Annotated in this window: 21 protein-coding genes and 1 pseudogene; 10 read left to right on the top strand and 12 right to left on the bottom strand. The window is 68.3% G+C overall.

Annotated elements, in window-relative coordinates; translation table 11 throughout:
• Positions 1–2: 2 nt before the first annotated feature.
• Positions 3–515, top strand: a complete 513-nt coding sequence (gene ybaK / locus LDO22_RS00875; protein WP_159632151.1) for a Cys-tRNA(Pro) deacylase — start codon at positions 3–5, stop codon at positions 513–515.
• Between the two features lie 24 nt (positions 516–539).
• On the opposite strand, the gene LDO22_RS00870 is transcribed toward ybaK, so the two are convergent.
• The 4 genes from LDO22_RS00870 to LDO22_RS00855 all read right to left on the bottom strand — a co-directional run bounded on the left by LDO22_RS00870 (position 540) and on the right by LDO22_RS00855 (position 6,168).
• Positions 540–2,315, bottom strand: coding sequence for a multicopper oxidase domain-containing protein (locus tag LDO22_RS00870; protein WP_224025729.1), 1,776 nt, complete (start codon positions 2,313–2,315; stop codon positions 540–542).
• Positions 2,316–2,381: 66 nt separating this feature from the next.
• The gene (locus tag LDO22_RS00865; protein WP_224025728.1) at positions 2,382–3,272 is read right to left on the bottom strand and encodes an SDR family oxidoreductase; all 891 of its coding nucleotides are present in this window, start codon (positions 3,270–3,272) and stop codon (positions 2,382–2,384) included.
• Between the two features lie 36 nt (positions 3,273–3,308).
• Positions 3,309–4,883, bottom strand: coding sequence for a succinic semialdehyde dehydrogenase (locus LDO22_RS00860; protein WP_224025727.1), 1,575 nt, complete (start codon positions 4,881–4,883; stop codon positions 3,309–3,311).
• 1 nt (position 4,884) lies between these two features.
• A complete protein-coding gene (locus LDO22_RS00855; RefSeq protein WP_224025726.1) occupies positions 4,885–6,168 on the bottom strand; it encodes an alpha/beta fold hydrolase in 1,284 nt (427 codons plus the stop codon).
• A gap of 216 nt (positions 6,169–6,384) precedes the next feature.
• Between LDO22_RS00855 and LDO22_RS00850 the strand changes: the two genes are divergently transcribed.
• From LDO22_RS00850 to LDO22_RS00810, 9 genes and pseudogenes are all read left to right on the top strand, one after another.
• Positions 6,385–6,876 (top strand): hypothetical protein, encoded by a 492-nt coding sequence (locus LDO22_RS00850; RefSeq protein ID WP_159632156.1) that lies wholly within the window; start codon positions 6,385–6,387, stop codon positions 6,874–6,876.
• Between the two features lie 14 nt (positions 6,877–6,890).
• Positions 6,891–7,409 (top strand): peptide-methionine (R)-S-oxide reductase MsrB, encoded by a 519-nt coding sequence (gene msrB, locus LDO22_RS00845; protein ID WP_224025725.1) that lies wholly within the window; start codon positions 6,891–6,893, stop codon positions 7,407–7,409.
• 200 nt (positions 7,410–7,609) lie between these two features.
• Positions 7,610–8,974: pseudogene (locus tag LDO22_RS00840) on the top strand (DUF6421 family protein); the annotation flags it as partial.
• Positions 8,974–9,723, top strand: coding sequence for an SDR family NAD(P)-dependent oxidoreductase (locus LDO22_RS00835; RefSeq protein WP_224025724.1), 750 nt, complete (start codon positions 8,974–8,976; stop codon positions 9,721–9,723). The pseudogene LDO22_RS00840 and the gene LDO22_RS00835, both read left to right, overlap by 1 nt.
• A 42-nt stretch (positions 9,724–9,765) precedes the next feature.
• On the top strand, positions 9,766–10,863 hold the full coding sequence (locus tag LDO22_RS00830; protein ID WP_224027128.1) for a low specificity L-threonine aldolase: 1,098 nt from the start codon (positions 9,766–9,768) through the stop codon (positions 10,861–10,863).
• 58 nt (positions 10,864–10,921) lie between these two features.
• The gene (locus LDO22_RS00825; RefSeq protein WP_224025723.1) at positions 10,922–11,614 is read left to right on the top strand and encodes a DUF3000 domain-containing protein; all 693 of its coding nucleotides are present in this window, start codon (positions 10,922–10,924) and stop codon (positions 11,612–11,614) included.
• 12 nt (positions 11,615–11,626) lie between these two features.
• Complete coding sequence (locus LDO22_RS00820; RefSeq protein ID WP_159632161.1) at positions 11,627–12,961, top strand: HRDC domain-containing protein; 1,335 nt, start codon at positions 11,627–11,629, stop codon at positions 12,959–12,961.
• 121 nt (positions 12,962–13,082) lie between these two features.
• Entirely contained in the window at positions 13,083–14,360 is a 1,278-nt protein-coding gene (locus LDO22_RS00815) for an acetyl-CoA C-acyltransferase (RefSeq protein WP_159632162.1), read from the top strand.
• Positions 14,357–16,522, top strand: coding sequence for a 3-hydroxyacyl-CoA dehydrogenase NAD-binding domain-containing protein (locus tag LDO22_RS00810; RefSeq protein WP_224025722.1), 2,166 nt, complete (start codon positions 14,357–14,359; stop codon positions 16,520–16,522). Before LDO22_RS00815 ends, LDO22_RS00810 begins: the two co-directional genes overlap by 4 nt.
• 12 nt (positions 16,523–16,534) lie before the next feature.
• On the opposite strand, the gene LDO22_RS00805 is transcribed toward LDO22_RS00810, so the two are convergent.
• The 8 genes from LDO22_RS00805 to dxs form a co-directional block, all read right to left on the bottom strand.
• Positions 16,535–18,061 carry an ABC transporter ATP-binding protein gene (locus LDO22_RS00805; RefSeq protein ID WP_224027127.1) on the bottom strand — a complete coding sequence of 509 codons (1,527 nt, stop codon included), beginning with the start codon at positions 18,059–18,061 and terminating at the stop codon, positions 16,535–16,537.
• A gap of 46 nt (positions 18,062–18,107) precedes the next feature.
• The gene (locus LDO22_RS00800; protein WP_224025721.1) at positions 18,108–18,890 is read right to left on the bottom strand and encodes an energy-coupling factor transporter transmembrane component T; all 783 of its coding nucleotides are present in this window, start codon (positions 18,888–18,890) and stop codon (positions 18,108–18,110) included.
• Positions 18,891–18,900: 10 nt separating this feature from the next.
• Positions 18,901–19,797 (bottom strand): ECF transporter S component, encoded by an 897-nt coding sequence (locus LDO22_RS00795; protein WP_224025720.1) that lies wholly within the window; start codon positions 19,795–19,797, stop codon positions 18,901–18,903.
• A 186-nt stretch (positions 19,798–19,983) separates the two neighbouring features.
• Positions 19,984–21,009: a nucleoside hydrolase gene (locus LDO22_RS00790; RefSeq protein WP_224025719.1), complete on the bottom strand. Its 1,026-nt coding sequence runs from the start codon at positions 21,007–21,009 to the stop codon at positions 19,984–19,986.
• A gap of 6 nt (positions 21,010–21,015) precedes the next feature.
• Positions 21,016–21,993, bottom strand: coding sequence for an aldo/keto reductase (locus LDO22_RS00785; protein WP_224025718.1), 978 nt, complete (start codon positions 21,991–21,993; stop codon positions 21,016–21,018).
• Between the two features lie 9 nt (positions 21,994–22,002).
• On the bottom strand, positions 22,003–22,563 hold the full coding sequence (locus LDO22_RS00780) for a hypothetical protein (RefSeq protein WP_224025717.1): 561 nt from the start codon (positions 22,561–22,563) through the stop codon (positions 22,003–22,005).
• Entirely contained in the window at positions 22,560–23,180 is a 621-nt protein-coding gene (locus LDO22_RS00775) for a DUF402 domain-containing protein (protein WP_224025716.1), read from the bottom strand. Before LDO22_RS00775 ends, LDO22_RS00780 begins: the two co-directional genes overlap by 4 nt.
• Complete coding sequence (gene dxs, locus LDO22_RS00770) at positions 23,177–25,150, bottom strand: 1-deoxy-D-xylulose-5-phosphate synthase (protein WP_159632170.1); 1,974 nt, start codon at positions 25,148–25,150, stop codon at positions 23,177–23,179. Before dxs ends, LDO22_RS00775 begins: the two co-directional genes overlap by 4 nt.
• Positions 25,151–25,171 lie beyond the last annotated feature (21 nt).

The following is a 25,171-nucleotide window of genomic DNA, read 5'->3' as shown; positions in this document are numbered from 1 at the left end:
TCATGGCACGCAGGAACAACTCCCAGGGAACCCCGGCCACAGCGGCCCTGACCGCGGCCGGGGTTCCCTTTGTGCTGCATCCGTATACCCATGACCCCTCGGCGGCGAGTTACGGTGTGGAGGCAGCCGAGGCTTTGGGGATCGATCCGTCCCGCGTCTTCAAGACCCTGATGGTGGACGTGGAGGGCAGGCTCGCGGTGGGCATTGTTCCCGTCAGCGGAACCCTGGACCTGAAGGCAATGGCCATGGCGCTGGGGGCCAAGAAAGCCGCCATGGCCGATCCCGCTGCAGCACAGCGCCGGACGGGCTATGTCCTCGGCGGCATCTCCCCGCTCGGCCAGCGCCAGCCCTCCCCCACGGTGCTGGATTCCAGCGCCCTGGGACTGGAGACCCTGCTGGTCTCGGGCGGCCGGCGGGGCCTGGACATTGAGCTGGCGCCGGCTGACCTGGTCCGGCTGACAGACGCTGTCACGGCTCCCATCGGCTCCCTGGCCGCAGGCAACCTCCGGGCTTAGCCGCAGCAGGGGTGGTTCATTCCGCTACTCGATGATGTACCGCTGCATCATCTCGTTGTCCTCGTGCTCGAGGATGTGGCAGTGCCAGACGTACTCGCCATTGAAGGATGAGCCGATGGCCAGCGGGGCTCCGTCCGCCGCCCCTGCCCCGAACGGAACACGGATCCTGGTGACTTCCCCAGGCATGGCAATGACCGTGTCCTTCCAGCCCTGCTCATGTGCCGGCGCCCCTTTGGGGCGTCCGATCAGGAAGGGCCGGACCGAAACGGCGCTGCCGCGGCCCGGCGTCACCAGGCCGGTCCCTGGGTCTACATAGCCGGTGGCTGCCAGGTACCCGTCGACGTCGAATTTTTGCCGGTCGCGGACCTGGAACTGGGTGAAGTGCACATGGATCGGGTGGGCATCCCCCGTGGTATTGATCAGTTCCCATTCTTCGAGGCTGTCGCTCCGGACCCGAAGAATGTCTTCGCTCTCGAATTTTCGGTTGTTCAGGAGCGCCATGAGGGGAACCCCGGCGGCGTTGGCCACTTCCACCAGTGCCATGGGCCTGATGGCCTCCGGGGTCCTGGCCACCAGATCTGTGATGGAACAGTCCCGGAGGCTGCCAGGCATCGGGGCTGTGTATCCGGCCTGGGATGTCACAGTGAACTGCATGATTTGCGGCAGCGGGAGTCCCCCGAGCTGGATGGTGGCGGGGCCGTCCGGGTAGGGGACGCGGGCACTGTTGGCCAGAACAACCCGTGTGCCGGGCTTGTGTCCGGCGAAATCGATCACGATATCCGCCCGCTCGCCCGGTCCCATGAGCAGCCTGTTCAGCCTGACCGGTACGTTGAGCAGGCCGCCGTCCGTTCCTATTTGGAAGAAGGCGAGCGCCGCGCCATCCACTGTGAACTTGAGGTCGTAGAACCGGGCATTGGAGCCGTTGAACATGCGGAGCCGGTACTTCCCCCGGGCCACGTCGAGATTCGGCCGGCACTTGCCGTTGACTGTTGCCGCGTCGCCGAAGAACTCCGGCGCCCAGGGACGCGGTGTTCCGCCGGCAGTGGAAAGGTCCGGGTTCGGCGGGTACGCAAGCGTGCCGTCGGGGTTGAACATCTTGTCCTGGATGATCAGCGGAACTTCATAGGGCGGCGGGGGCAGGTGGGTACCGTCGCCGGTATCTATTCCTGATCCACCTGAGTCCCGCAACAGGTAGCCGCCGGCCAGCCCCGCATAGACATTCAACCGCGTAATGCCGAGCGCGTGGTCGTGGTACCAGAGACCGGCCGCGTCCTGGTCGTTGCCATACCTGTATGTGTAGGAAGCGCCGGGCCTGAATGCCTGCTCGGGACCCCCGTCGAACTCTGGCCTGGTGTTGCCTCCGTGGAGGTGCACGGACGTCCTGGGCGCTGCAGCATCGTTGCTGCCGGGAGGAACGAGCTCCGCGTCGACGGCGTAGCCAAGGGGATGCCGTTCGATCCCGTTATGGACGGTGAGGCTGAATGGGGTTCCTTTCCGGGCGACGATGACCGGGCCCAAATATGTACGGGAGGAGGTCCCGTCCTGGTACGCCAGGGTGTCGGCCACACCCATGCCGGCCTGGAAGCGGTGCTGGGCGTTTCGCATCCAGAGAGACGCAGTGCCGCCGGCACTCATGTCCAGGACGCCGAGTTCGGCCAGCGTTGGAAGCTGCTCGGTGAATTGGCCGGCCTGTCCTGGCGTGGCAATTGCCCGCCCGCTTCCCGGTCCATACGGCTGCGTCGCAACGGCCGCACCGGCTGCGGCGCCGGCTTGCAGGAGTTGCCGCCTTGTCAGATACATTGTGGGCCCCATTTCAATTGCCTTGATGGTTCCCCCCTTGCAGCCGACGGTAGGCAGCTCTCTTTGTCAGCGCCAGGGCCGAGTGTCCCCTTCCGGGGAAAGGGCCGGGGCCCGCCCTGGGCCTTCCAGGACCGGCTCTCCGGCGCGGCCGCCGGGACGGCCCGTGAAGTGGTCCATGGTGCGGTTGACGCCCAGCACATCCATGAGCCGGTCAAAGACGCCGACCGGAAGGATCCGCAGGACCGGGAGCAGGTTCACCAGGGGCGGCAGGACGAGCTTCCGGCGGCCGGCCTCGATCGCGTCAAGGACTTCAGCTGCCACGTCCTCCTCCTCGAGGATGGGGAGGAGCCGGGGCCAACGGGTCTGGACGCCGTCGAACATCCCCGTGTTGATGTAGTAGGGGCAGACCACCAGCGTGTTGACCCCGGTGTGGTCCGCCCGGAGCTCGGCCCGGAGTGACTCTGTGAAACCGAACGCGGCGAACTTGCTGGCGGAGTAATCCGTCTGCCGGGCGACGCCCACCATCCCCGCAGCACTGGCAACGGTGACCACGGTGCCGTGCCCGCGCTGCGCCATCCCGCCGAGGAAGGCACGGGTGACCCAGTACAGGGCCATGACGTTGACGTCCATGGTCCGTTGGATGGCCTCTTCCGTCGCATCAAGGAGCCGCTGCCCGCTGACCACCCCGGCGTTGTTCACCAGCACATCCACCGGCCCCGTCCTGGCTGCGGCGGCCTTGACCGCCTCCCGGTCCGTGACATCCACGGCATGGGCTTCAGCCTGCGCGCCGGCAGCCCGGATTTCGTCGCGGACCGCTGCTCCCGCTGCCGCGTCCACATCCCAGATCACCACCCGGCTCCCGCGCCGGGCGGCGCCGAGCGCCAGGCGGCGGCCCAGCCCGCTTCCCCCTCCCGTGACCAACAGTGTTGCACCGGAAAGTCGTGTTGCTTTGGCCATCTCAGTTCTCCTCGGGTGTTGGCACAGGCTGTGTCCTCAGCGGTTTCGGGGAAGGCGGCCCATCAAGGTGATGGCCCCTTTCATGATCCGTGCGTAGGTGTGGTTGGACATCCCGGGGGCGGGGCCCACCCGGAGCAGCCGCTGCACGGCGATGGTCTGCGGTTCCGTGTACTTGAGGATGCCTTCCCGGCCGTGGCGGCGCCCCGCGCCGGAGTCCTTCATGCCGCCGATCGGTGCATCGTGCGAGGCCCAGGTGGCCGCGTAGCCCTCGTTGACGTTGACGGTCCCCGTCTGGAGCCTGCGGGCCACTGCTTCGCCGCGGCGGGCGGACCAGACGCTGGCGTTGAGCCCGAAGTCGGAGTCGTTGGCCAGGGCGACGGCGGCGTCGTCGTCGGCCGCGCGGTAGACGGCAACCACCGGCCCGAACGTCTCTTCCCGGGCGACGAGCATCTCATCCGTAACCCCGGCCAGGACGGTGGGTTCATAGAACAGCGGACCCAGGTCCGGACGGCGCCGTCCTCCGGCCAGGAGTTGGGCGCCTTTTGCGAGCGCATCCTGGACGTGGCGGTCCACCCGCTCCACCTGTGCCGTACTGATAAGGGACCCCATGCCAATGTCCCAGTCCGGTCCGGACCCCATCCGGATGCCCTTCACCTTGGCTGTAAACGCCGCCAGGAACCGGTCATAAAGGTCGGCATGGACGTAGATCCGCTCAATGCTGACGCACAGCTGCCCGGAGTTGGAGAAGCAGGCGTGCACCGCGCCGGCAGCCGCCTTGCCCGCGTCCGCATCCGCGAGCACCAGCATCGGGTTCTTGCCGCCCAGTTCGGCGGAGAAGCCGATCAGCCGCTCAGCGCACTGCCTGGCGACGGTCTTGCCGGTCCTGGAGGATCCCGTGAACATCAGGAAGTCCACCCGCCCGATCAAGGCAGGCCCTATTTCCGTGCCCGGTCCCGTGACGATCCGGAACAGGTCCGCCGGAAGGCCCGCCTCCCGCAGGAGGCTGAGCATCAGCAGGGCCGTGAAGGGCGTCTGCGAGTCAGGCTTCAGGACGATGCCGTTGCCCGCCAGCAGGGCCGGGATGGCGTCCGAAACCGCGAGGGTCAAGGGATAGTTCCAGGGGCTGATGACACCCACAACCCCCTTGGGTATCCGGTATTCCGTGGTGCGCGTGAGGACCGGGGCCGCGCCCTTCCGGCGGCGCGGGCGGAGGTACCGGTCAGCTGTCCGCTCGTAATAGCCGGCCGTCAGGACCACGTCCGCGAACTCCTCGAAGGCGCTCAGCCTGGACTTGCCGCTCTCCGCCTGGACCAGGTCAAGGACGTCCTGCTCGCTGTCCAGGAGCAGCGCCAGGAACCGCCGGATCACCGCGCGGCGTTCGGCGATTGGCTGGGCTGCCCACAGCCGCTGCGCCATGCGTGCGGTTTCGACGGCGGCATGGACGTCGTCCGGGGTGCATACGGGCACTTCCCCCACCACTGTGCCGTCGAAGGGCGCGTGCGAGTCCTGCGCCGGCCGTCCGGGGCCCGACGACGCCACCAGCCCGGCAAGCTCCGCCGCCAGCTCCCTGCCGCGGCCGGTCACAGTTCCTGCCGGGCGTGCTTTCGCCATGTCAGCCACCCGCCTGCGTGGGCTGGGCCGGAGATTCCCCCATGCGTCCAGGGGTCACGCCGGAGCCGGGATTGAGGCGCGGAGCGAGCTGCTGGCGCAGCCAGGCCTTCACCAGCCGTTCCCAGCGTTCGGGGTCCACATTCCATTCCTTCGTATGCCGTGCGTGGTTGAACGTCTCGAACGTCACCATCTCCGGGTTCCGCTCGGCCAGCAGGGCGGACGGCCCGTACGGTACGTACTCGTCGTCGACGCTGTGGATGATCAGTGTTGGCGTCCGCAGCTCGACGGCCCGGGACACCCAGTCCATGACTTTCAGGTCCACGGGCGCTGAGAGGCCCGTGAGCCTGCGCCCCAGCGGGTGGCCCAGCATCAGCTGGCCGTACCTGCCCACCAGCGACGGAATCCGGTTCAGCTGCGCATGGTGGGCCAGCACTGTTACCCAGTCGATGACCGGTGCGTCCAGCACCATCGCCCTGATCAGGTGGCGGTGGCGGGAGAGATCGGCAGTCTGCAGGCAAATGGCCCCACCCATGGACCAGCCGAACAGAACAACTTCCTCGGCACCGTTGGCCAGTGCGTACCCGATGGCAGCCTCGATATCCTGCCACTCCGTCGAGCCCAGGCCATAGCGGCCGTCATCGGCTGACGGTGCCAGCCCGTCATTCCGGTAGGACACCAGCAGGCTGGTCAGGCCCAGTTCCAGCGCCGGTCCCACCGCCCGCAGCGCCTCCTGCCGGGTGGCACCGCGCCCGTGCACCATGATGGCCCAGGTCCGGGCAGTTCCCTTTGCCCGGACCAGCCAGGCGGGAGCTTCGCCGCGCTCAACGGGAATCAGGACGTCCTCGGCAGGGATTCCGACGGCGGCCGGGTCCGGGTAGGTGGCACCGCTCCACCATCCCCAGCGTGCCGTGGAGAGATCCCCGCTGTACACGGCTTCGACCTCGCGCAGCACAGTCCGCTCGGCGGGCGAGTAGGACACGATGCGGCCGATCCGCGCGTGCCCTTTGCCGCCGTCGAAGAAGAACCCGTAGACGCCGTCCACCGTGGTGTCGTCGTTCGCGGCCAGGATCACCTGCAGCTTCTGCCCGTCCCGGATCACCGCCAGGACTTCCTTGTCGGCCGCCCGTTGCCGTGCCGGAGTGATGACCCGCCGCGCGAAATACACGGCGAGCGCCGAGGAACCCGCTCCCAGCAGGCCCGCCACCGAGCCGCCGGCGATGGCGCCGCCAACGGCCCATTTGGCCCCCGGCGACACCCCAACGGATTCCCTGGTGGATGCAGTCATTGCAGGGCGCGCTCGCCGGAAAGGTGCCATGGGACTATTCTTACCGGCCCTGCCGCAGATACCCGCATTCCCGCACCCGGGCGGCACGGCGACGCCGGGCGGGCCCGGGAGGGACCCGGGCCGCGGTGCAGCTCAGGGGCCGGTGCAGTTCGAGGGCCCAAGGAGTCCCAGGGCAGGTGCAGTGCGGGGGCCAGCGGGCGGGACTAGGCTAAGGCCATGAGTGATCCCATCGTCATCCTGACTGAAGAACCCCTGGGCGCGGACGACCGCGTTAACATCGAACGGCTCGTGGATGGTGCGGACAGCCGCCTGCTGGTCCTGGTCCCGGCCAATACCGAGCGGCACCTGCTGGTGGACTTCCTTGAGAACCTGTCCATGCTGGACGTTGCCAAGGCTTTCCGCGAACTCGCCGCCCGCAACCCTGATGCCGCCACCGAACGGGCGCACGCCGACGAAACCCTGGCGGCCTCCCTCGCGGCGCTCGAGGGATTGGGCTCCGGCGTGACCGGCCAGGTGGTGGACGGCAAGGCCGTTGACAGCCTGGTGGCCAAGGTCCGCGAAACCGGCGCTTCCCAGGCCGTGGTGATCACGCGGCCGCATGCCGTGGCCGATACGTTCCACACTGACTGGGCCAACAAGGCCCAGGACCAACTCGGCGTCCCCGTGCTCCACCTGTACGCGGGCTCGGGATTTATCGGCGACTCCTAAGCGTTGGGAAAGCTATGAGCATCTTTGGAAACAGCATCTTCGGCAACAGGGCACCAGGCGTTGGTGCCGGAACGCAGCACGGCAGCGCACAGGAGGCTGCGGACAGCGAGGCCGCAGTCCAGAAGAGTGATGCCCAGTGGCGGGAGGAACTGACTCCGGAGGAATACCACGTCCTGCGCCAGGCGGGCACGGAACGGCCGTACACCGGCGAATACTGGGACACCCATACGGAGGGCGTGTACCAGTGCCGCGCGTGCGGCGCTGAACTGTTCACCAGCAAGGAGAAGTTCGATTCCCACTGCGGGTGGCCCTCCTTCTGGGCCCCTTTGACCGAGGGCAAGGTGCGCTACATCCATGACCGCACCCTGGGCATGGACAGGGTCGAAGTGCGGTGCGCCTCCTGCGACTCACACCTGGGCCATGTGTTCGAGGGTGAGGGCTACGGAACGCCCACCGACCAGCGCTACTGCATCAACTCGGTCTCCCTCCGGCTCGTCGCCAAAGAGGCAGCCGGCGACGGACCCCAGGGCTAAGCGATAAGCACCACGGGAAGTCCCCGCAACCCGTCCAAAAGACCGGCCCCCAGCTGTTCCCACAGCCGGGGGCCGGTCTCGTTCCTCCCCAGCCGGGCCATAGGCTAAGAATTTCTTATTCAACAACCCTTCGGGCATAAGTCCTGCTGGTTGCTTGTTACGCTCACCAGAGAAGCAAGCAACCAGAAAGGCAGCCGACGATGACAGAGACCCTGACCACCGCCGTCACCGGTATTTCCGCGCAGAACGAGGATTGGCTGCGGCTCAAGGGCGCAGCCACCGCCCTGCAGGCCCTCCAGGTCCAGGACGGTTCCGTCCCCGAGCCCGCGGACCACACGGCGGCAGCCCGGTCCGTGGAAACCATCGTGGAGGCCCTCACGGCGCTGGCCCCTGCCTTCCCCCACGACGCGGAGTACCTTGAGGCCGCCTGCGCTGATTTCCGGGCATGGGCCGCGGGCGGGTTCGCCGTCCCGGACTTCCTGTCGTCCCTGCTGGCGTTCCAGCCGCAGCAGCAGCGCATTGACGGCCTGCAGCACCTGGTGGTGTTCCCCATGTACACCCAGAACGGCAGCAGCAACCGGCTGGTGGAGGCCGTGCTGGTCGAGGTGATCTGGCCTGAGTTCATCGCGGGACTGGAAGCCGGCGACTATTCCAACAAGCTGTTCGTCCCCATCCGCTTCGTCGATTTCACGCCCGGCTACGACACCAACTCGGCCGTCCTCTTCCCCGAGACGGTAGCGGTCAGCCAGACCCCCACCTTCACCTGGGGTGCCATCTTCGCCGACCGCGAAGCTGCCCGGTTCCGCCGCGTGCTCAAGGCGGCCGCGGAGATCACCTCCCTGGAGCTTCCGGAGGGCGCGGCCGAACTGCTCGCTGACCAGGACCTCACGGAGGCCACCTTCGTCATGTGGGACCTGATCCACGACCGGACGCACATGCGCGGCGACCTGCCCTTCGATCCCTTCATGATCAAGCAGCGGATGCCCTACTTCCTGTACTCGCTCGAGGAGCTGCGCTGCGACCTCACCGCATTCCGCGAGTCCGTCCGGATCGAAAAGGACGACGACGCCGACCCCGAGGCCCGGCGGCACGCCAAGCTCGTGCAGTACGCCATCATCTTCGACCGCATCTTCCGCTTCGCCATCACCGGCAGCCGGGTCCGCAACTATGACGGCCTGGGTGGCCAGCTCCTTTTCGCCTGGCTGCACCAGCAGCACGTACTGCACTGGACGGACACACGGCTTACCATCGACTGGGATGAGGTGGCGGACGCTGTGATCGCCCTGGGAGCCAGCATCGATGACCTGTACTGGCGCTCCATCGACCGGCCCAAGACCGCCCACTGGCTGGCGGCCTACCAGCTGGTGTCCGCAACCGTCACCCCCAACCCGGCCTCCGTGTGGGCCAAGGGGCCGGACGCGCTGCCACTGGCGGGAACACCCCGCGGCCTCACGGACCAGGTCCTGGACGACGAATTCCCGCTGTCCATGTTCTACGAGGCATTGGAGAAGAAGATGCGCCCCGTCATCGAATCAACCGCCGGCATCACCGGCCGCTCCGCCCTGTGACCGGTTCCGGCACTGCCGCGGCTGCCCCCAGCGTCACCGGGGCCCTTACGGTCCTGGTGGCCGGCGGCAGCGGCGCGTCCGGCGTCGCCGTTGCGCGCGCACTGGCTGCGGCAGGGCACCGCGTCGCCACCGCGGGCTCGGACCGGGCCAGGATCGGGGCGGCGGCGGAAAAGGCGGGCGACGGCGTCACCCCCTTCACGTGCGACCTCGCCGACCCCGACGGCGTCCGGCAGCTTCGGGCAGAGGTCAGCGCCGCCGTCGGGCCCGTTGACGCCGTGATCCACCTGGTGGGTGGCTGGCGCGGGGCCAAGGGCATCGCCGACCAGTCCGACGACGACTGGGACTTCCTGGAGCGCGGGGCCATCACCACACTGCGCAACGTCTCCCGCGTCTTCTTCGACGACATCGCCGCATCTCCGGCCGGCAGGTTTGCCATGGTGTCCTCCACCGCCCTGGACAAACCAACCGCCGCGGTGGCCAGTTACGTTGCAGCGAAGGCCGCCGCGGAAGCCTGGACCATGGCCATGGCGGATGGCTTCCGCCGCGCCGCCGGGGACGGCGGACACCTGGCTGCTGCCACCATCCTGGTGGTCAAGGCACTCGTTGACGACGAACTGCGCCGCGCGCACCCCGAGCGGAAATTCCAGGGGGCCACGGACGTGGCTGACCTGGCCGCCGCCGTCGTACTCCTTTTCGGCACGCCGTCCGCCGAACTCAACGGGGTCCGCCTCCGGCTGGCGGGCTGATACCGCCATAACTGTACCTACACTGAAAGCGTGAGCAACCCTATGACGACAACAGCAGAAACACGCTCGACGCTGCGGCTGCACGACCCCAGCGTGCGCGGCTTTGCCTCCGACAACTACTCCGGCGTCCACCCCGAGGTGCTGGCAGCCCTGGCTGCAGCCAACGAGGGGCATCAGGTTTCCTACGGCGAGGACGACTACACCGCACGGCTGCAGGAACTGATGGTTGAACACTTCGGCCCGGGCATCGAATGCTTCCCGGTCTTCAACGGGACCGGCGCCAATGTCCTTTCGCTGCAGTCCCTGCTCCCCCGCTGGGGCGCCGTGGTGTGCGCTTCCACCGCCCACATCAACATGGATGAGAACGGGGCACCCGAGCGCATCGGCGGCATGAAGCTGCTGCAGGTCCCCACCCCGGACGGCAAGCTGACCCCGGAGCTGATCGACAGGGAGGCCTGGGGCTGGGGCGACGAGCACCGTGCGCAGCCGCTGGCCGTCTCCATCACCCAGACCACTGAACTGGGCACCTGCTACACCCCTGAGGAAGTGCGGGCCATCGCCGACCATGTCCACGCAAAGGGCATGAAGCTGCACATGGACGGGGCACGGCTGGCCAACGCCGCCGCCCACCTGGACCTCCCCCTGCGGGCCTTCACCAGGGACGCCGGCGTGGACATCCTCTCTTTCGGCGGGACCAAGAACGGGCTGCTCTTCGGCGAGGTCGTGGTGGCGCTGAACCCTGAGGCCGCCCACGGCCTGGTGTACCTGCGCAAGATGAACATGCAGCTGGCATCCAAGATGAGGTTCATGTCCGCCCAGTTCATCGCCCTGCTCGAAGACGGCCTCTGGCTGCGCTCCGCCTCGCATGCCAACGCCATGGCCTCCCGGCTGAGGGACGCCGTCGACATCATTGAGGGCGTCCGCCCCACCCAGAAGACGGAATCCAACGGCGTCTTTGCCGTCCTTCCACCCGGCGTGGCGGACCGGCTGCGCAGTTCCTTCCGCTTCTACGACTGGGACGAGGCAGCAGGGGAAGTCCGCTGGATGTGCTCCTTCGACACCACCGAGGAGGATGTTGATGCCTTTGCCGCCGCGATCGGCCATGAACTGCGGGATTACCGGGACGGCCAGGCAGGGTGACCGTCCGTTGACGGCGAGCCTGCCTGCCCGGCGCCGCCCGGCCCCGTAATCTGCCAAGGTGAACGCACTTGACCAGGTTCCCCCGGATTTCCTCCACGCCTTGGGAACCCTCAGGAAAGCCCGGTGCCGCAAGGAATTGCACCTGGCCGAAATCCCTGCCCCTGCGCGGCTGGCTCCGTTCGCCGTCGCACTCGGTGCCGAAGTCATGGCCCCCGGCACAGGCAGCCTTTCCACGCCCGTCCACGGACCGGCGGCACTGGCTTTCGCAGCAGCATCCGGGACCGCCGCCGCAGGAGCGACGGACGACGATGAGACGGAACTCGCCACCGGACGGTTCATCCTGCTGCACGATCCGGACGGCTCAGCGGTCTGGGACGGTGAGTTCCGCATCGTGACCTATATACGGGCCGAACTGGAACCGGAAATGGGCAACGACCAGATGCTGGGTACCGTGGCATGGACGTGGCTGGTCGAAGCGCTGGAGAACCACAGGGCCGCTTACAGGGCAGCCGGCGGCACAGCCACCCGCGTCCTGTCCGAAAGCTTCGGCACCCTGGCCGAACGCCCGGGTTCCATCGACATCGAGCTCCGGGCCTCCTGGACGCCGGATTCCTCCGATGTCCAGGCACACCTGGAAGCCTGGTCCGACATGGTCTGCACGTTCGCGGGCCTGCCACCACTGCCCGACGGTGTGACGGCCCTTCCGCCCCGGCGCCGGGGCCAGCAGAACGGTTATGGGGCAGCCCGGTAAACTGGGGGCATCATGACCCCAAACATTCCGGAAAACACCACAGCCGGCGTCCCGGCTGCTGCTGCCGCACCCCACATCACGGTGGAGGGCTTTGACAGCCCCATCCCCGAAATCATCGATCTTGACGCACCCCGGGACGGCGTTCCCCTGGTCATCGAAACCCAGTCCGGCCTGGAGCGCTGCGCCGCCGCCATTGCCGCCGGCACCGGCCCTGCAGGCGTTGACGCCGAACGCGCCTCCGGGTTCCGCTATGGCCAGCGGGCCTTCCTGGTCCAGATCCGGCGCGAAGGTGCCGGGACCTGGCTGATCGATCCCGAACCCTTCGGAAACCTGGACATTATCAATGACGCCCTGCGCGGCGTCGAATGGATCCTGCACGCCGCCAGCCAGGACCTGCCCTGCCTGTCCGAACTCGGGATGTGGCCGGACAAGCTCTTCGACACCGAACTGGCCGCACGCCTGGCCGGGCTTCCCCGTGTGGGGCTGGCAGCTGTCATCGAACAGCTCCTGGGATTCGGGCTCGCCAAGGAACACTCCGCCGCCGACTGGTCCACCCGCCCCCTGCCGGAGCCGTGGCTGCGCTACGCCGCCCTGGACGTGGAGGTCCTCACCGAACTGCGCGAGGAACTCATTGAACTGCTCCAGGCGGACGGGAAGCTGGAGTACGCCGAGCAGGAATTTGCCGCCATCCTCGAAGCCGGCGTCGCTCCGCCCCGGGTGGACCCCTGGCGGAAGACCTCCGGCCTGCACCAGATCCGGGACCGCCGCCAACTGGCCGCTGTCCGCGAGTTGTGGCTGGAACGCGATTCCCTGGCGCAAAAACGCGACGTGGCACCGGGCAGGCTCATTCCGGACTCCGCCCTGGTAGCGGCGGCGAAGGCCATGCCCGCCACCGTCCCGCAACTGCTCAGCACCAAGGGGTTCCACGGCCGCGCGGCCCAGCGCGAAGCTCCACGGTGGCTGCGCTGCATCGCCGCAGCACGGGACCTGGAGGAACTGCCGCCCCTGCACCTGCCCACTAACGCCCCGCCACCGCCGAGGGTCTGGGCGGACCGCGATCCCGAAGCCGCCGCCAGGCTGGCCACTGCCCGGCCCCTCCTCCAGGCCAAGGCAGAGGAACTGAACCTGCCGCTGGAGAACCTGTTGACGCCCGACTACCTGCGGCGCGTGGCGTGGCGGCCTCCAGCAATCGTTACCGAAGATTCCATTGCCGCTGAGCTGCGGGCGCTCGGGGCCCGCGGGTGGCAGGTGGAACTCAGTGCACCGCTGATCGCCGGCGCATTCCTGAACCCGCAGCCGCTGCCGCCCAAGGAAGCCAAACCTGTCGCCGCGGCCGGCGGCCAGTAACTGTCCCGCACCACCCCTTGCAGGCTAAGTTACTCACGAGTAACATCGGTGTGACCGACGCCAGGCTGCTGCCGCCCTCCGGCATGCACCCGGCGCGCCACATCTCGATGAGGAGTTACACGTGAGCCAGCACGGAAGCGGCGCATCCACGCGCACTGTCCGCGACGTCGTCTTTGTGGACGGCATCCGCACACCCTTCGGCAGGGCCGGCGAGAAGGGAATCTACGCCGGGACCCGGGCCGACGACCTGATCGTGAAATGCATCCGCGGCCTGCTGCGCCGCAACCCGTCGCTGCCGGCGGAGCGGATCGATGAGGTTGCCATCGCCGCGACCACCCAGACCGGCGACCAGGGCCTCACCCTCGGCAGGACCGCCGCGCTGCTGGCCGGCCTGCCGCGCACGGTTCCCGGCTTCGCCATCGACCGCATGTGCGCCGGCGCCATGACCGCTGTTACCACCACGGCCGGCAGCATCGGCTTCGGCGCCTACGACGTCGTCATCGCCGGCGGGGTGGAACACATGGGCCACCACCCGATGGGCTCGGGCGCCGATCCCAACCCACGGTTCATGTCCGAACGGCTGGTGGACCCGGCAGCCCTGAACATGGGAAACACCGCCGAGAACCTGCATGACCGCTTCCCCGCCATCACCAAGGAGCGCACCGATGCCTATGCGGTGGCCTCCCAGGACAAGCTGGCAGCCGCCTACCGGGACGGCATGATCCAGCCCGACCTGGTTCCCGTTGCCGCCCGGAAGCCCGGCGAGGGCTGGACTGTCCACAGCAAGGACGAACCGCCGCGCCCCGGCACCACCCTGGACGACCTCGCCGGCCTGCGCACCCCGTTCCGTGCCCATGGCCGGGTCACCGCCGGTAACGCCGCCGGACTGAACGACGGCGCAACCGCCGCCGTCCTGGCGTCCTCGGAAGCCGCCGCCGAACTGGGCCTGCCCGTCAAGATGCGGCTGGTCAGCTACGCCTATGCCGGGGTGGAGCCGGAGGTCATGGGCATCGGCCCTGTCCCGGCCACCGAGAAGGCGCTGAAGAACGCCGGCCTGGGCATCGAGGACATCGGCCTGTTCGAAATCAACGAGGCATTCGCCGTCCAGGTTTTGAGCTTCCTTGACCACTACGGCATCTCCGACGACGACCCCCGGGTCAACCGCTACGGCGGTGCCATCGCCGTGGGCCACCCCCTGGCGTCCTCCGGCGTCCGGCTGATGATCCAGCTGGCCCGCCAGTTCGAGGAAGATCCGTCGGTCCGCTACGGGATGACCACCATGTGCGTGGGCCTGGGCATGGGCGGCACCGTGATCTGGGAGAACCCGCACCACCCCGACTACAGTGGAACTCCCGCCGGGGACACCGCTGCTACCGCTTCCGAAGGAGCCATGGCATGAGCGCCGCAGATTTCCGCACGTTGGCGGACCTCTTCCCCAACGAAACCGTGACCCACTCCTACGTCCAGGACATCGCCCTGCCGGGAACTGCAGGGAAGCCCAGCCCGGGCACCTTTGCCCTGGTCACCCTGGACAACGACTTTGACCACACCAAGCCCACCACCCTTGGCCCCAACACTTTGGTGGAGCTCGGCACGGTGCTGGAAGGCCTGCGCGACCGTGCCGACCGCGGGGAAATCGTGGGCGTGGGCGTCACCGGCAAGCCGCACTACCTGGTGGCCGGAGCCGACCTTTCCGCGGTGAAGTCCCTGGAAAAGCGCGAGCACGGACTCTGGATGGCGCAACTGGGCCACGACGTCTATGCCACCCTGGCCAACCTGGGCGTCCCCAGCTTCGCCTTCATCAACGGCGCCGCCCTGGGCGGCGGCCTGGAGATTGCCCTGCAGTCCACCTACCGGACGGTGTCAACAGGTGCCGGCGCCCTGGCGCTGCCGGAAGCCTTCCTGGGCCTGGTACCCGGCTGGGGCGGCGTGTACATCCTCCCCCGCCTCGTGGGGCCCGAAAACGCCGTCAAGGTGATGATCGAGAACCCGCTGAGCAACAACCGGACCCTTTCCGGCGCCCAGGCGTTCGGTCTCGGAATCGCGGACGCGCTCTTCGAACCTGCCGACTTCCTGGAGCAGTCGCTGGCCTGGGCCGCGGGCGTCATCTCCGGCGACGTGGTCCCGGAGCGGCCCAACGCCGTCGACCCCTCTTCCCCTGACGCCGCGGCCCGCTGGACCGCTGCCGTGGATGCCGCCCGGAAGTTCGTGGAAGGCAAGACGTCCAACGCTTCCCCTGCCCCCGCCAAGGTCCTGGACATCCTCGATGCGAACCGCACCATGACCGCTGCGGAGTCAGCCGCTCTGGAGTGCGAAACCCTCGCCGGGCTCATGCAGACGGACGAGTTCCGCTCCACCGTCTACGCTTTCCTCGACCTGGTGCAGAAGCGCGGCAAGCGCCCCGCCGGCGCTCCGGACCGCAAGCTGGCCCGGCCCGTCACCAAGGTGGGCGTGGTGGGCGCGGGCCTGATGGCCGGCCAGCTGGCACTCCTCTTCGCGCGGCAGCTGAAGGTGCCTGTGGTCCTGACCGACATCGACCAGGCCCGGGTGGACAAGGGCGTGGCCTATGTCCATGGCGAGGTGGACAAACTGCTGGCGAAGAAGCGCGTCAGCCAGGACGCTGCCAACCGCACCAAGGCGCTGGTGACGGGCTCGGTGTCAAAGGAAGCCTTCGCGGACGCCGACTTCGTGATCGAGGCCGTCTTTGAGGAACTGCACATCAAGAAGCAGGTCTTCGCCGAACTGGAGGGCATCGTGTCGCCGGAGTGCATCCTGGCCACCAACACGTCCTCCCTCTCGGTGACTGAGATGGCCGCGGACCTGCAGCACCCGGAGCGGCTGGTGGGCTTCCACTTCTTCAATCCGGTGGCCGTCATGCCGCTGCTGGAGATCGTCCGCGCCCCGCGGACCGACGATGCCGTGCTCGCCACCGCCTTTGAACTGGCCAAGGCCCTGAAAAAGACCGGCGTGCTGGTCAAGGACGCGGCCGCGTTCGTGGTCAACCGCATCCTGCTGCGGCTGATGGGCGAAGTGACAGCTGCCTTCGACGAGGGCACCCCCGCGGAAGTGGCGGACGCCGCGCTGCGGCCCATGGGGCTGCCCATGACACCGTTCACGCTGCTGGCCATGGTGGGCCTGCCTGTGGCGCAGCATGTCCAGGAGTCCCTGAACGCCGCTTTCGGCGACCGCTTCCCGGTTTCCGACAACCTCAAGAAGCTCATCGACAACAACGTGAAGGCACTGTGGGAGACCGCCCCGGACGGTTCCCGGGCTATCCCCCAGTCCACGCTGGAGCTGATGTCCTTTGGCTCCAGCCCGTCCACCGCGGAGCAGGTGCTGCGCCGCGTCCAGGATGCCTTGGCAGAGGAAATCGGCCTGATGCTGGACGAGGGCGTCGTGGCCGGTGCCGAGGACATCGACCTGTGCATGATCCTGGGCGCTGGCTGGCCCATGTTCCTGGGCGGCATTACGCCGTACCTGGACCGGGTCGGTGCATCGGAGCGGGTCAACGGCAAGCGCTTCCTGGCGCCCGGCGTCGCGTCGAGCAAGTCCCGGGACTAGTGGTACCGGCGGTCAGGCCGGTACCAGCCGGCCGCCGTCGAGCGCCAGGATGCGGTGCGCCGCCGCGCGTGCATAGCCCAGTTCATGGGTGACCAGCACGACGGCGGCGCCCGCCTCCGCTGCCGACCGTACGGCTGTGTCGAGCAGCGCGAGTCCGTCGCCGTCCAGCGCCACCGTCGGTTCGTCCAGCGCCAGGACGGCAGGCCGGCGGGCCAGGACGGTGGCCAGGGCCAACAGTCGCTGGGCGGACGCCGGCAGCTCGGCAGGATGTTCCTGGGCCGTACCTGCGAGGCCGACAGCCTCCAGCGCCGCGGCTGCGTAATCGGCCGCCATCGCCGGACTGAACAGGCGGTCCAGCCCGAACCCGACTTCCCGCAGCACCGTCCGTTCGAACAGCTGGTCACGGGGCTGCTGGAAGAGCAGGCCGACGGATGCCGCTGTCTTTCCCACCGGAGCTCCCGCGATGTCGCCGCCGCGGACCAGGACAGTGCCTGCGGTGGGACGGAGCAGGCCGTTGAAGTGCCTTAGGAGCGTTGATTTCCCTGCACCGTTGGGGCCGGTGACAGCTACGATTTCCCCCGGATGGACTGACAGGTTGATGTCCTGGAGCACCATTGCGCGGCGGTCCGGCCCCGGCTCCTGCCGTCGACGCCTGCGGCGGCGTTCGGGCACTTCAGGGTATCCAAAGGACACCCTCCGCAGCTCCAGCGCCGCGGGGCCGGCAGGCAGCTCCACCGCCCGGCGGCTGGAGGGCCGGGGCGCGGGGCTCGAAGCGGTTTCCAGGTCGAGGCGCCTGATGGCCGGTGGCAGGAGCCCGGAGCCGGACCTGGGCGCGGCAGGAGGCCCGCCGGAGGTGAGCGTGCCGTCCGCCAGCACCAGCCAAGTGCCGGCCTCCAGCAGCAGCGGGTCAACCGCCTGGCTGAGGATCACGACGGCGGTGCCTTGTTTGAGGAGGTCCCGGACCAACACGGCCAGTTCGTTGGCCCCTGCCGCGTCCAGGGAGGCGAAGGGCTCGTCCATGACCAGCACCGGAGGTCCGGGGATGATCGCGCAGCCGATGGCCAGCCGCCGCAGCTGGCCGCCGGACAGCCGGGCAGGGTCCTGGTCCAGTTGGCCGGCGAGCCCCAGGAGCGCGGCGGTTCGCTCCACGGCGGCTTTCATCCCGGCACGGTCCATGCCGGTGTTTTCCAGACCGAATGCGAGTTCCTCGGCCACCGTGGCCCGGACGGTGGACAGGACGCCGGCAGGGTCCTGGGGCACGAAACCCACCTGCCGGCCCCACTGGGCGGGATCGATCCGGGGGTCCCCGGTGCCGCCGTCGAAGTCCAGCCGTGTGCCGGCCAGCTCAAGGAACCCCGCCAGCGTGCCGTGGCCGCCCGGTGCCAGCCAGCCGGCCAGCAACCGGCCCAGGGTGGACTTGCCACTCCCGGATGCGCCCAGGATGACCGTGAAGGAGCCCGGCGCAACGGAAACCGCCAGGTCATGCAGGGCGGGGGCATGCCCGTCGTGGAAGGTAAAGTCCCTGATGCCGGCAGCCATCACGGGGCTGTTCAGGGGGACGGCGCGGCCGGCAGCCGCCATGCGTTCAGGCACCGGCCTGCACCACCCGGAGAACCACTGCGGCCAGGGCCGCCACCACCAGGACGGCCCGCACTGCCCGCTGGGCGGTGGAATCGGGCACTTCCCGGTAGGTGGTCCGTGGTCCGGGGTTGCCCAGTCCACGCGCTTCCAGGGCAGCAGCCCGGGTCCCTGCATCCTCGATCAGGGACAGGACCAGGGGAACCGCCTGCAGCCGGAATGCGGCCACCCTGGACAGCAGCCCGCGGGTGATGACCAGGCCGCGCGATTCCTGCGCCTCCCGGATCCGGCGCGCCCGGCCGGCAATGGCCGGCAGCAGGGTCAGGGTGGAGGCCAGGACGAAAGCGAACCGGCCCTGCACGCCGCGGGCCGACAAGGCCGCCACGAGGTCCGGGACGCTGACACTGAAGGAAAACAGCAGCAGGGCCAGGACCACCGCGGCAAGCTGCAGGATGCGCTGCACGGCAAACTGCAGGCCCTCTGCCGTGATGCGGGCAGGTCCCCACTCGGCCAGCACGGTCCTTCCTTCCGGGAAGAAGAGGCCGTGCAGCACCAGCAATGAAAGGCCGAGGGGGACCAGGACTGCCGCGGCAGCCGGCACAACCCGGCGGGCCGTGCCGCCCGCCAGGGACAGGCCAAGGCAGGCTGCAGCCACGGTGCCTGAGAGCACCCAGTTTGCTGCCGCCGTCGTCATGACCGCGGTGCTGGCGGCAGCGGCAAGTGAGGTCAGCGGATTGATCCGCTCCCGCCTGGCCGGGGCGGCGGTCCTGCCCGCCGGGGATGCTGTCACGGTGCCCGGGTCAGCCGTTCAGGGCTGAATCGCTGGCCGGTCCCGACGCAGTACCCGGTGCCTGCTTCGAACCGTCGGCGTGCGCACCCGTCTGCGGCGCCGGGGCCGGGCTGCTGCCGGCGAGCACCCGGTGGCGGCGGATGAAGGGGAACTGCTGCCGCGTCCGGCGCGGCAGCGCGTAGACCAGGACGGCCACGATGGTGAACACGATGGCCTTGTCCATGGGGTCGGACAGGAGTGCCTGCTTGGTGATGGCGGCCAGGAGGGTGTCCCCCATGGCCCGGAAGGCACTGACGATGGCGCCGGTGGCCACGCCCGACGTTCCGCCGAAGACGAAGGCTGCCACGGGGGCGGACACGACGCCTGCGATGATCCCGGTGACGAAGCCGGCAACCGGGGCAAGGTAGAAGCGGCGGAAGAGGCCGTAGCGTGCCGCGAGGCCCGCCAGGCAACCGATGAGCGCGGCGCCTGCGGCGAACGGCAGCACGGTGGGGTTGAAGAAGGACCAGACGATGCTGCTGAGCGCGCCGGTGGCGGCGCCGGCGGCCGGGCCGGCCAGGACGGCGATCAGCACCGTGCCGATGGCGTCGAGGTAGAAGGGAACCAGGGTGCTGCCGACAAACTGGCCCAGCATGATGTTCAGGACCAGCGCCACCGGGATCAGCACCAGGGTGGAGGCGGGAAGCGTGGGCAGCACGGCGACGATCAGCAGGACCGCTCCTGCCAGGAAACCGGTGAGGGCGATCAGGGCCGATGCGCTGCCCGGACCCCCGGTGATGTCTGCGGGCTGATTAAGGACCAGGAAGACGTACGTGGCGGCAATGGCCAGGGCGCCGAGGATCTCCAGCAGCCGGCGGCGGGCCGCGGGGCGTTCCTGGGACGGAAGCGTCAAAGAGGGCGATGACATGGGGAATGTTCCTTTGGGGTGCTGGCAGTGGCCCGGCAGTACCGGGCCGGGATGTGGCTGCCTATGTCACCTCGGCAGCAGCCGGCGGCAACTGCGCCGGGCCGGTCCGGAGCCCATTCTACCGGCCATCCTCCGGCAGCGTCCCGGGCAGGATGTTCCTGCCGCGCCGGCCGTGGATCGCCTGCCTCACCCCGTCTTCCGGGCCAGGCGCCCCACGGCGGACACCAGCTCACCGAACGCCTGCTCCGGGTTGTTGGCGGACACGATCCGGGCATTCGGGGGTGCGCCCCAAAGCCCGCGAAAGTCTGCCACGGTTGTTCCCATGAGGAGCCCCGATTCCGTTTCGACGTCCACCGTGGCCGGGCGCGCGGCGTACTCAAGGGTGCCGGCGGCCACCCCGGCGGCAAAGAAGTCATGGACGTGGGCTAGGTAGCCCTGGTCATAGAGCCGGTGGAACTCGAAGTAGAAGCGCAGGGCGTCCGAAAGGTGCCTGATAAGGGTGTTGTCGGAAGTGCTGCGCCGGCCCTCAGGGTCTTCCGGGAGTACCAGCTCCGGAACGGCGGCGCCCGCAGCCCGGGCCAGCGCCCTGAGGTGGGCCGGGTGCATTTCCATGCGTTCTGTGGTGTCCAGCGAGCAGACAATGGGCAGTTTCTCCAGCGGCCGGCCGCGGTAGGCGGCGTAGACCTCCTTGGCCGCGTGCGGATCCACGTGGGTGTTCCACTCGGCGGTGGGTGTGGTGTTGCCCTGGTGGTAGAAGGCGCCGCCCATGATCACCACTTTGGCCAGGAGATCGGGAAGTTCCGGTTCCTGCCGCAGGGCCAAAGCGAAGTTGGTGAGCGGAGCGGTAATGAGCGCGGTCAACTCCCCCGGCCTGGCCCTGGCGTGCTCGATCCACAGGTCCACTGCATTCTGCGGACTGGGTTGGCCTGATGGTTCAGGCAGCACCGCGTAGCCGATTCCCTGCGGCCCATGCGTTTCCGGGGTCGTGATCAGGGGGATGGACAGGGGCTTCCGGGCACCCACCGCCACCTGCACTCCAGGGCGCCCGCACAGCTCCAGCAGGGCGAGGGTGTTGCGCGCCACCTGGTCGGCGTCGACGTTGCCCGGGGTGGCCGTGACCGCCACGAACTCCGTGTCCGGGAGGGCGGCAAGATAGGCTAGGGCCAGGGCATCGTCGATGCCGGTATCGACGTCCAGGAGGTAGGCGGGCACGGTCGCCTAGAAGAGCGCGACCTTGGGCACGGCGGGGAAGATCCCGTCAAGGGCGGCCAGGTCCTCCGGGGTGGGGACCCAGTCCGCCGCTTCCGCGTTTTGCTGGACCTGTTCCGGCCTGGTGGCGCCGGCGATGACGCTGGCCACCGAGGGCTGGGCGGCGAGCCAGGAGAAGGCCACCTCGATCTCGGTCAGGCCGCGCTCCTTCGCGAAGGCGCTGTACCTTCCCAGCTGGTCCCAGTCGGCGTCGTCCACCATGTTGGTGCGGGTGTGGCTGAGGCGGGATCCTTCCGGAGCGTGGCCCGGCGAATACTTGCCGGTCAGCAGGCCGTTGGCCAGCGGGAAGTATGGCAGGACGCCCAGGCCGAATTCCTCCGCCGCCGGGGTCACCTCCAGTTCGGCGCGCCGGTCCAGGAGGTTGTAGTGGTTTTGCGAGGAGATGAACCGTGCGATGCCCAGTTCGCGGGCCACGTATTCCGCTTGGGCGATCTGCCAGCCGGAGCGGTTGGAGTGGCCGATGTAGCGGACTTTGCCGCTGCGGACCAGGGTGTCCAGCGCGGACAGGGTTTCGTCGATGGGCGTGAGCGGATCGGGGGTGTGGAACTGGTAAAGGTCTATCCAGTCGGTACCGAGCCGCCGCAGCGAGGCCTCCACCGACTGGATGATGTACCGCCGGGAACCACGGGCGCCGAAGTCCGGGCCGTTGGCGCCCTTGGCATCCATCCCGAATTTGGTGGCAACCACCACGTCACCGCGCCGGCGACCGAGGGCCTTGCCCAGCATGGTTTCGCTGAGTCCCGGTTCCCTGCCGTAGTTGTCTGCCACATCGAACAGCGTGATGCCGGAGTCGATGGCGGCGTTGACCACCGCGTCCGTGGCGTCCTGCGACTCCGTGGCGGTGTTGGCGCGGCCCAGGTTGTTGCAGCCCAGGCCAACGGTGGAGACGGTGAGGCCTGATTTTCCAACGCGGCGGTAACTGGTCACGGGGGTCTCCTAGAGGCTGAAGCTGCTGGCGGTCTTGGCGGAGTGCTTGAGCTTGTACTGGTCGGGGTCGCTGAACGGGGCGGCGGCGATGCTGAGCTTGGTGAAGTCGAGGTCCTCGCCGCGGGCGCACACCTTGATGGCGTTGACTGCCTTGTTGACGTCCGGGCACAGGCAGAAGATGTTCAGCTTGTAGTCGGTGAATTCGGACCGCTCAACCGTTCCCAGGCCGCGCCAGGCCAGGTGGCTGATGAGGGCGTCCTTGGCCTTTTGCTCAAGGCGGCGGTCCCGGTCGGTGCCTTCCCTGGTCTTGAGGGCGAACTGTGCCACTACCCAGAACTGCTCCTCGTTGGGGATCTCCGCGTAGCCGTCCTCCGCGCATTGTGCGGCAAAGGCGTCCAGGAGGCCTTCTGCAGCACCTGCATCGGGGACGTCGGTTTCCTCGGTCTTGCTCTGGTGCCCCACGGCGCCGAAGTTCATCACGAACTGGGAGTACTCCTCGTCGAACCAGGCTTCCCGGAACTGGAGGGCGCCCTCGTCGTCGCGTTTGTAGACCCTGACAATGCCGCTCATGTGGTGCGTCCTTTGGTAAACCATTCAACGTCGGTGCCGTCGAAAGGCGCGTGCTGTGCCTTGACGGCGTGGTAGAGCCCGTCCGCCGCGGCCTGGATGTCCTTGATCAGACGGTGGGGGTAGTGCATGGAGACGCTGTGTTCCGCGAACTCGTCCTGGTCGTCGATGAAGACGCCGCGGTCGGCGGTGCGGATGACGTCCAGGTCCATGTCGATGACATGGAACTCGGTTACCGCCGGCCGGATGTGTGTCCACTCGTGGCCCACGGCGAGGTCGATGTAGACCCGCACTCCGCCGGGGTGGGCGGAGTCGTAGAACGTGGCCACCCAGTCACCCTGGCGCGGCACCAGCAGGACAGCGTCCGAACGGGTGTAGAACGCGGCGCCGGGCCGGGAACAGAACTCGTTGGTGCCCTGGAAGATCCACCACCCGTGCTGGTCCTCGCCCACGTACCGCCCCGGCACCACCCAGTGGGCTTTGCCGTTCCATTTGCGGTTCCTGGACACCACCAGCTGGCCCGGCTCCAGCCCGTTGGGAACGCGTGTGGTGGTGGTGTGCAGGACCGGTCCGGACTCCCCCGCCGGCCCGGGGTACTTCAGTTCGTCCTCGTCCCTCACAGGATCGGAAGGCTGCCGGTGGTGGGGTGCTGCTGCCCGGGGAGGGGCCGCGCAAAGGGAACCTTCGTTCCCAGGACCTGTGCGACGACGTCGTGCGTGATCTGCTGGGCGGTCAGCCCAACGCGCTCCAGCACCTGGTTGCGGGTGCCGTGGTCGAGGAACTCCACCGGCAGGCCCACCTCGTTCAGGGCGGTGTCGACGCCCGCGGCACGCATCTCCTGCCGGATACGCGAGCCGACGCCGCCTGCGCGGACGCCGTCTTCGATGCAGATCACCAGGCGGTGGTGTGAGGCCAGCGCAATGATGGAACGGCGGACGGGAAGGACCCAGCGGGGATCCACCACGGTGGTGCTGATGCCCTGCGCGCCAAGCCGGTTGGAAACGTCCAGGGCCAGTTCGGCCATGGCGCCCACGCTGACGATCAGCACGTCGTTTTCCGTGGAGCCTGAAGGCCTGCGGGCCAGGATGTCCACGCCGTCGCTGAGCCGTTCCAGGGCCTCGACGGCGGGGCCAACGGATCCCTTGGAGAAGCGGACGACGCTGGGGGCATCGCTGATGGCAACGGCTTCTCGCAGCTCCTCGCGGAGCCGGGTGGCATCGCGGGGCGCGGCAAGGTGCAGTCCGGGGACGATCTGGACCATGGCCATGTCCCACATGCCGTGGTGGCTGGCGCCGTCCGGGCCGGTAACGCCGGCCCGGTCAAGGACGATCGTGACGCCGGCCTTGTGGAGGGCGACGTCCATGAGGAGCTGGTCGAATGCCCGGTTCAGGAAGGTGGCGTACACCGCCACCACCGGGTGCAGTCCGCCGAAAGCCATGCCCGCGGCTGCGGTGAGCGCATGCTGTTCCGCGATGCCGACGTCGATGACGCGCTTGGGATGCTTGGCCGCGAATTTGTGCAGGCCCACCGGGATCAGCATGGCGCCTGTGATGCCCACGATGTCGTCGCGTTCGTCGGCGATGGCGGCGATCTCGTCCGCGAACACGGAGGTCCAGGACTGGGCGCCGCCGGCGCCGGTGGGCTCACCCGTTTCGGGGTCGATGATGCCGACAGCGTGGAACTGGTCCGCTTCATGGGCCCGGGCCGGAGCGTAGCCGTGGCCCTTTTCCGTCATGGCGTGGACGATCACGGGGCCGCCGTAGTTCCGGGCAGTGGAGAGCGCGTGCTCCATGGCCTGGAGGTTATGGCCGTCCACCGGGCCGATGTACTTCATGCCGAGGTCCTCGAACATGCCCTGCGGCGCCCACCAGTCCTTGATGCCCTTCTTCATGGCGTGCAGGCTCTTGTAGGTGAACTGCCCCACGGGGCCGCCGTCCTGGAGCTTCTTCTTCCACCAGTCAAGCGCGCCCTCGTATGCGGGAGCGGCGCGGAAGGAGTCGATGGTGGGGCGCAGGGAGGCAAGGTAGTCCGCGAAGCCGCCCACCGTGGGGGCGTAGGACCGGCCGTTGTCGTTGACCACGATGACCACGCGGCGTTTCTTGTCAGCCGCGATATTGTTGATGGCTTCCCAGGCCATGCCGCCGGTGAGGGCACCATCGCCGATGATGGCCACCACATGCCGGTCACCTTCGCCGGTGAGCTGGCGGGCCCGGGAAATGCCGTCGGCCCAGGACAGGGACGACGACGCGTGGGAGCTTTCCACAATGTCGTGTTCCGATTCGGCCCTGTCCGGGTAGCCGGAGAGCCCGCCTTCCTGGCGGAGCGTGCTGAAGTCCTGGCGTCCGGTGAGCAGCTTGTGGACGTAGGACTGGTGCCCTGTGTCAAAGACGATGCTGTCGCGGGGGGATTCGAAGATGCGGTGCACGGCAAGCGTCAGTTCCACGACGCCGAGGTTGGGCCCGAGGTGGCCGCCCGTCTGGGAGACGTTCGTGATCAGGAAATCCCTGATCTCCGAAGCCAGCTGTTCCAGCTGTTCCTCGGTCAACTCGTTCAGGTCCTGCGGATTCCGGATGGTGTCCAAGATTCCCAATGACCCCTCCTTCGGGTGGTA

Origin of the sequence: Arthrobacter sp. NicSoilC5, from assembly GCF_019977395.1 — a bacterium.
Classification (GTDB): Bacteria; Actinomycetota; Actinomycetes; order Actinomycetales; family Micrococcaceae; genus Arthrobacter.
Note: the sequence above shows the minus strand (reverse complement) of the source record. Positions and strands in the feature narration are given on the sequence as shown.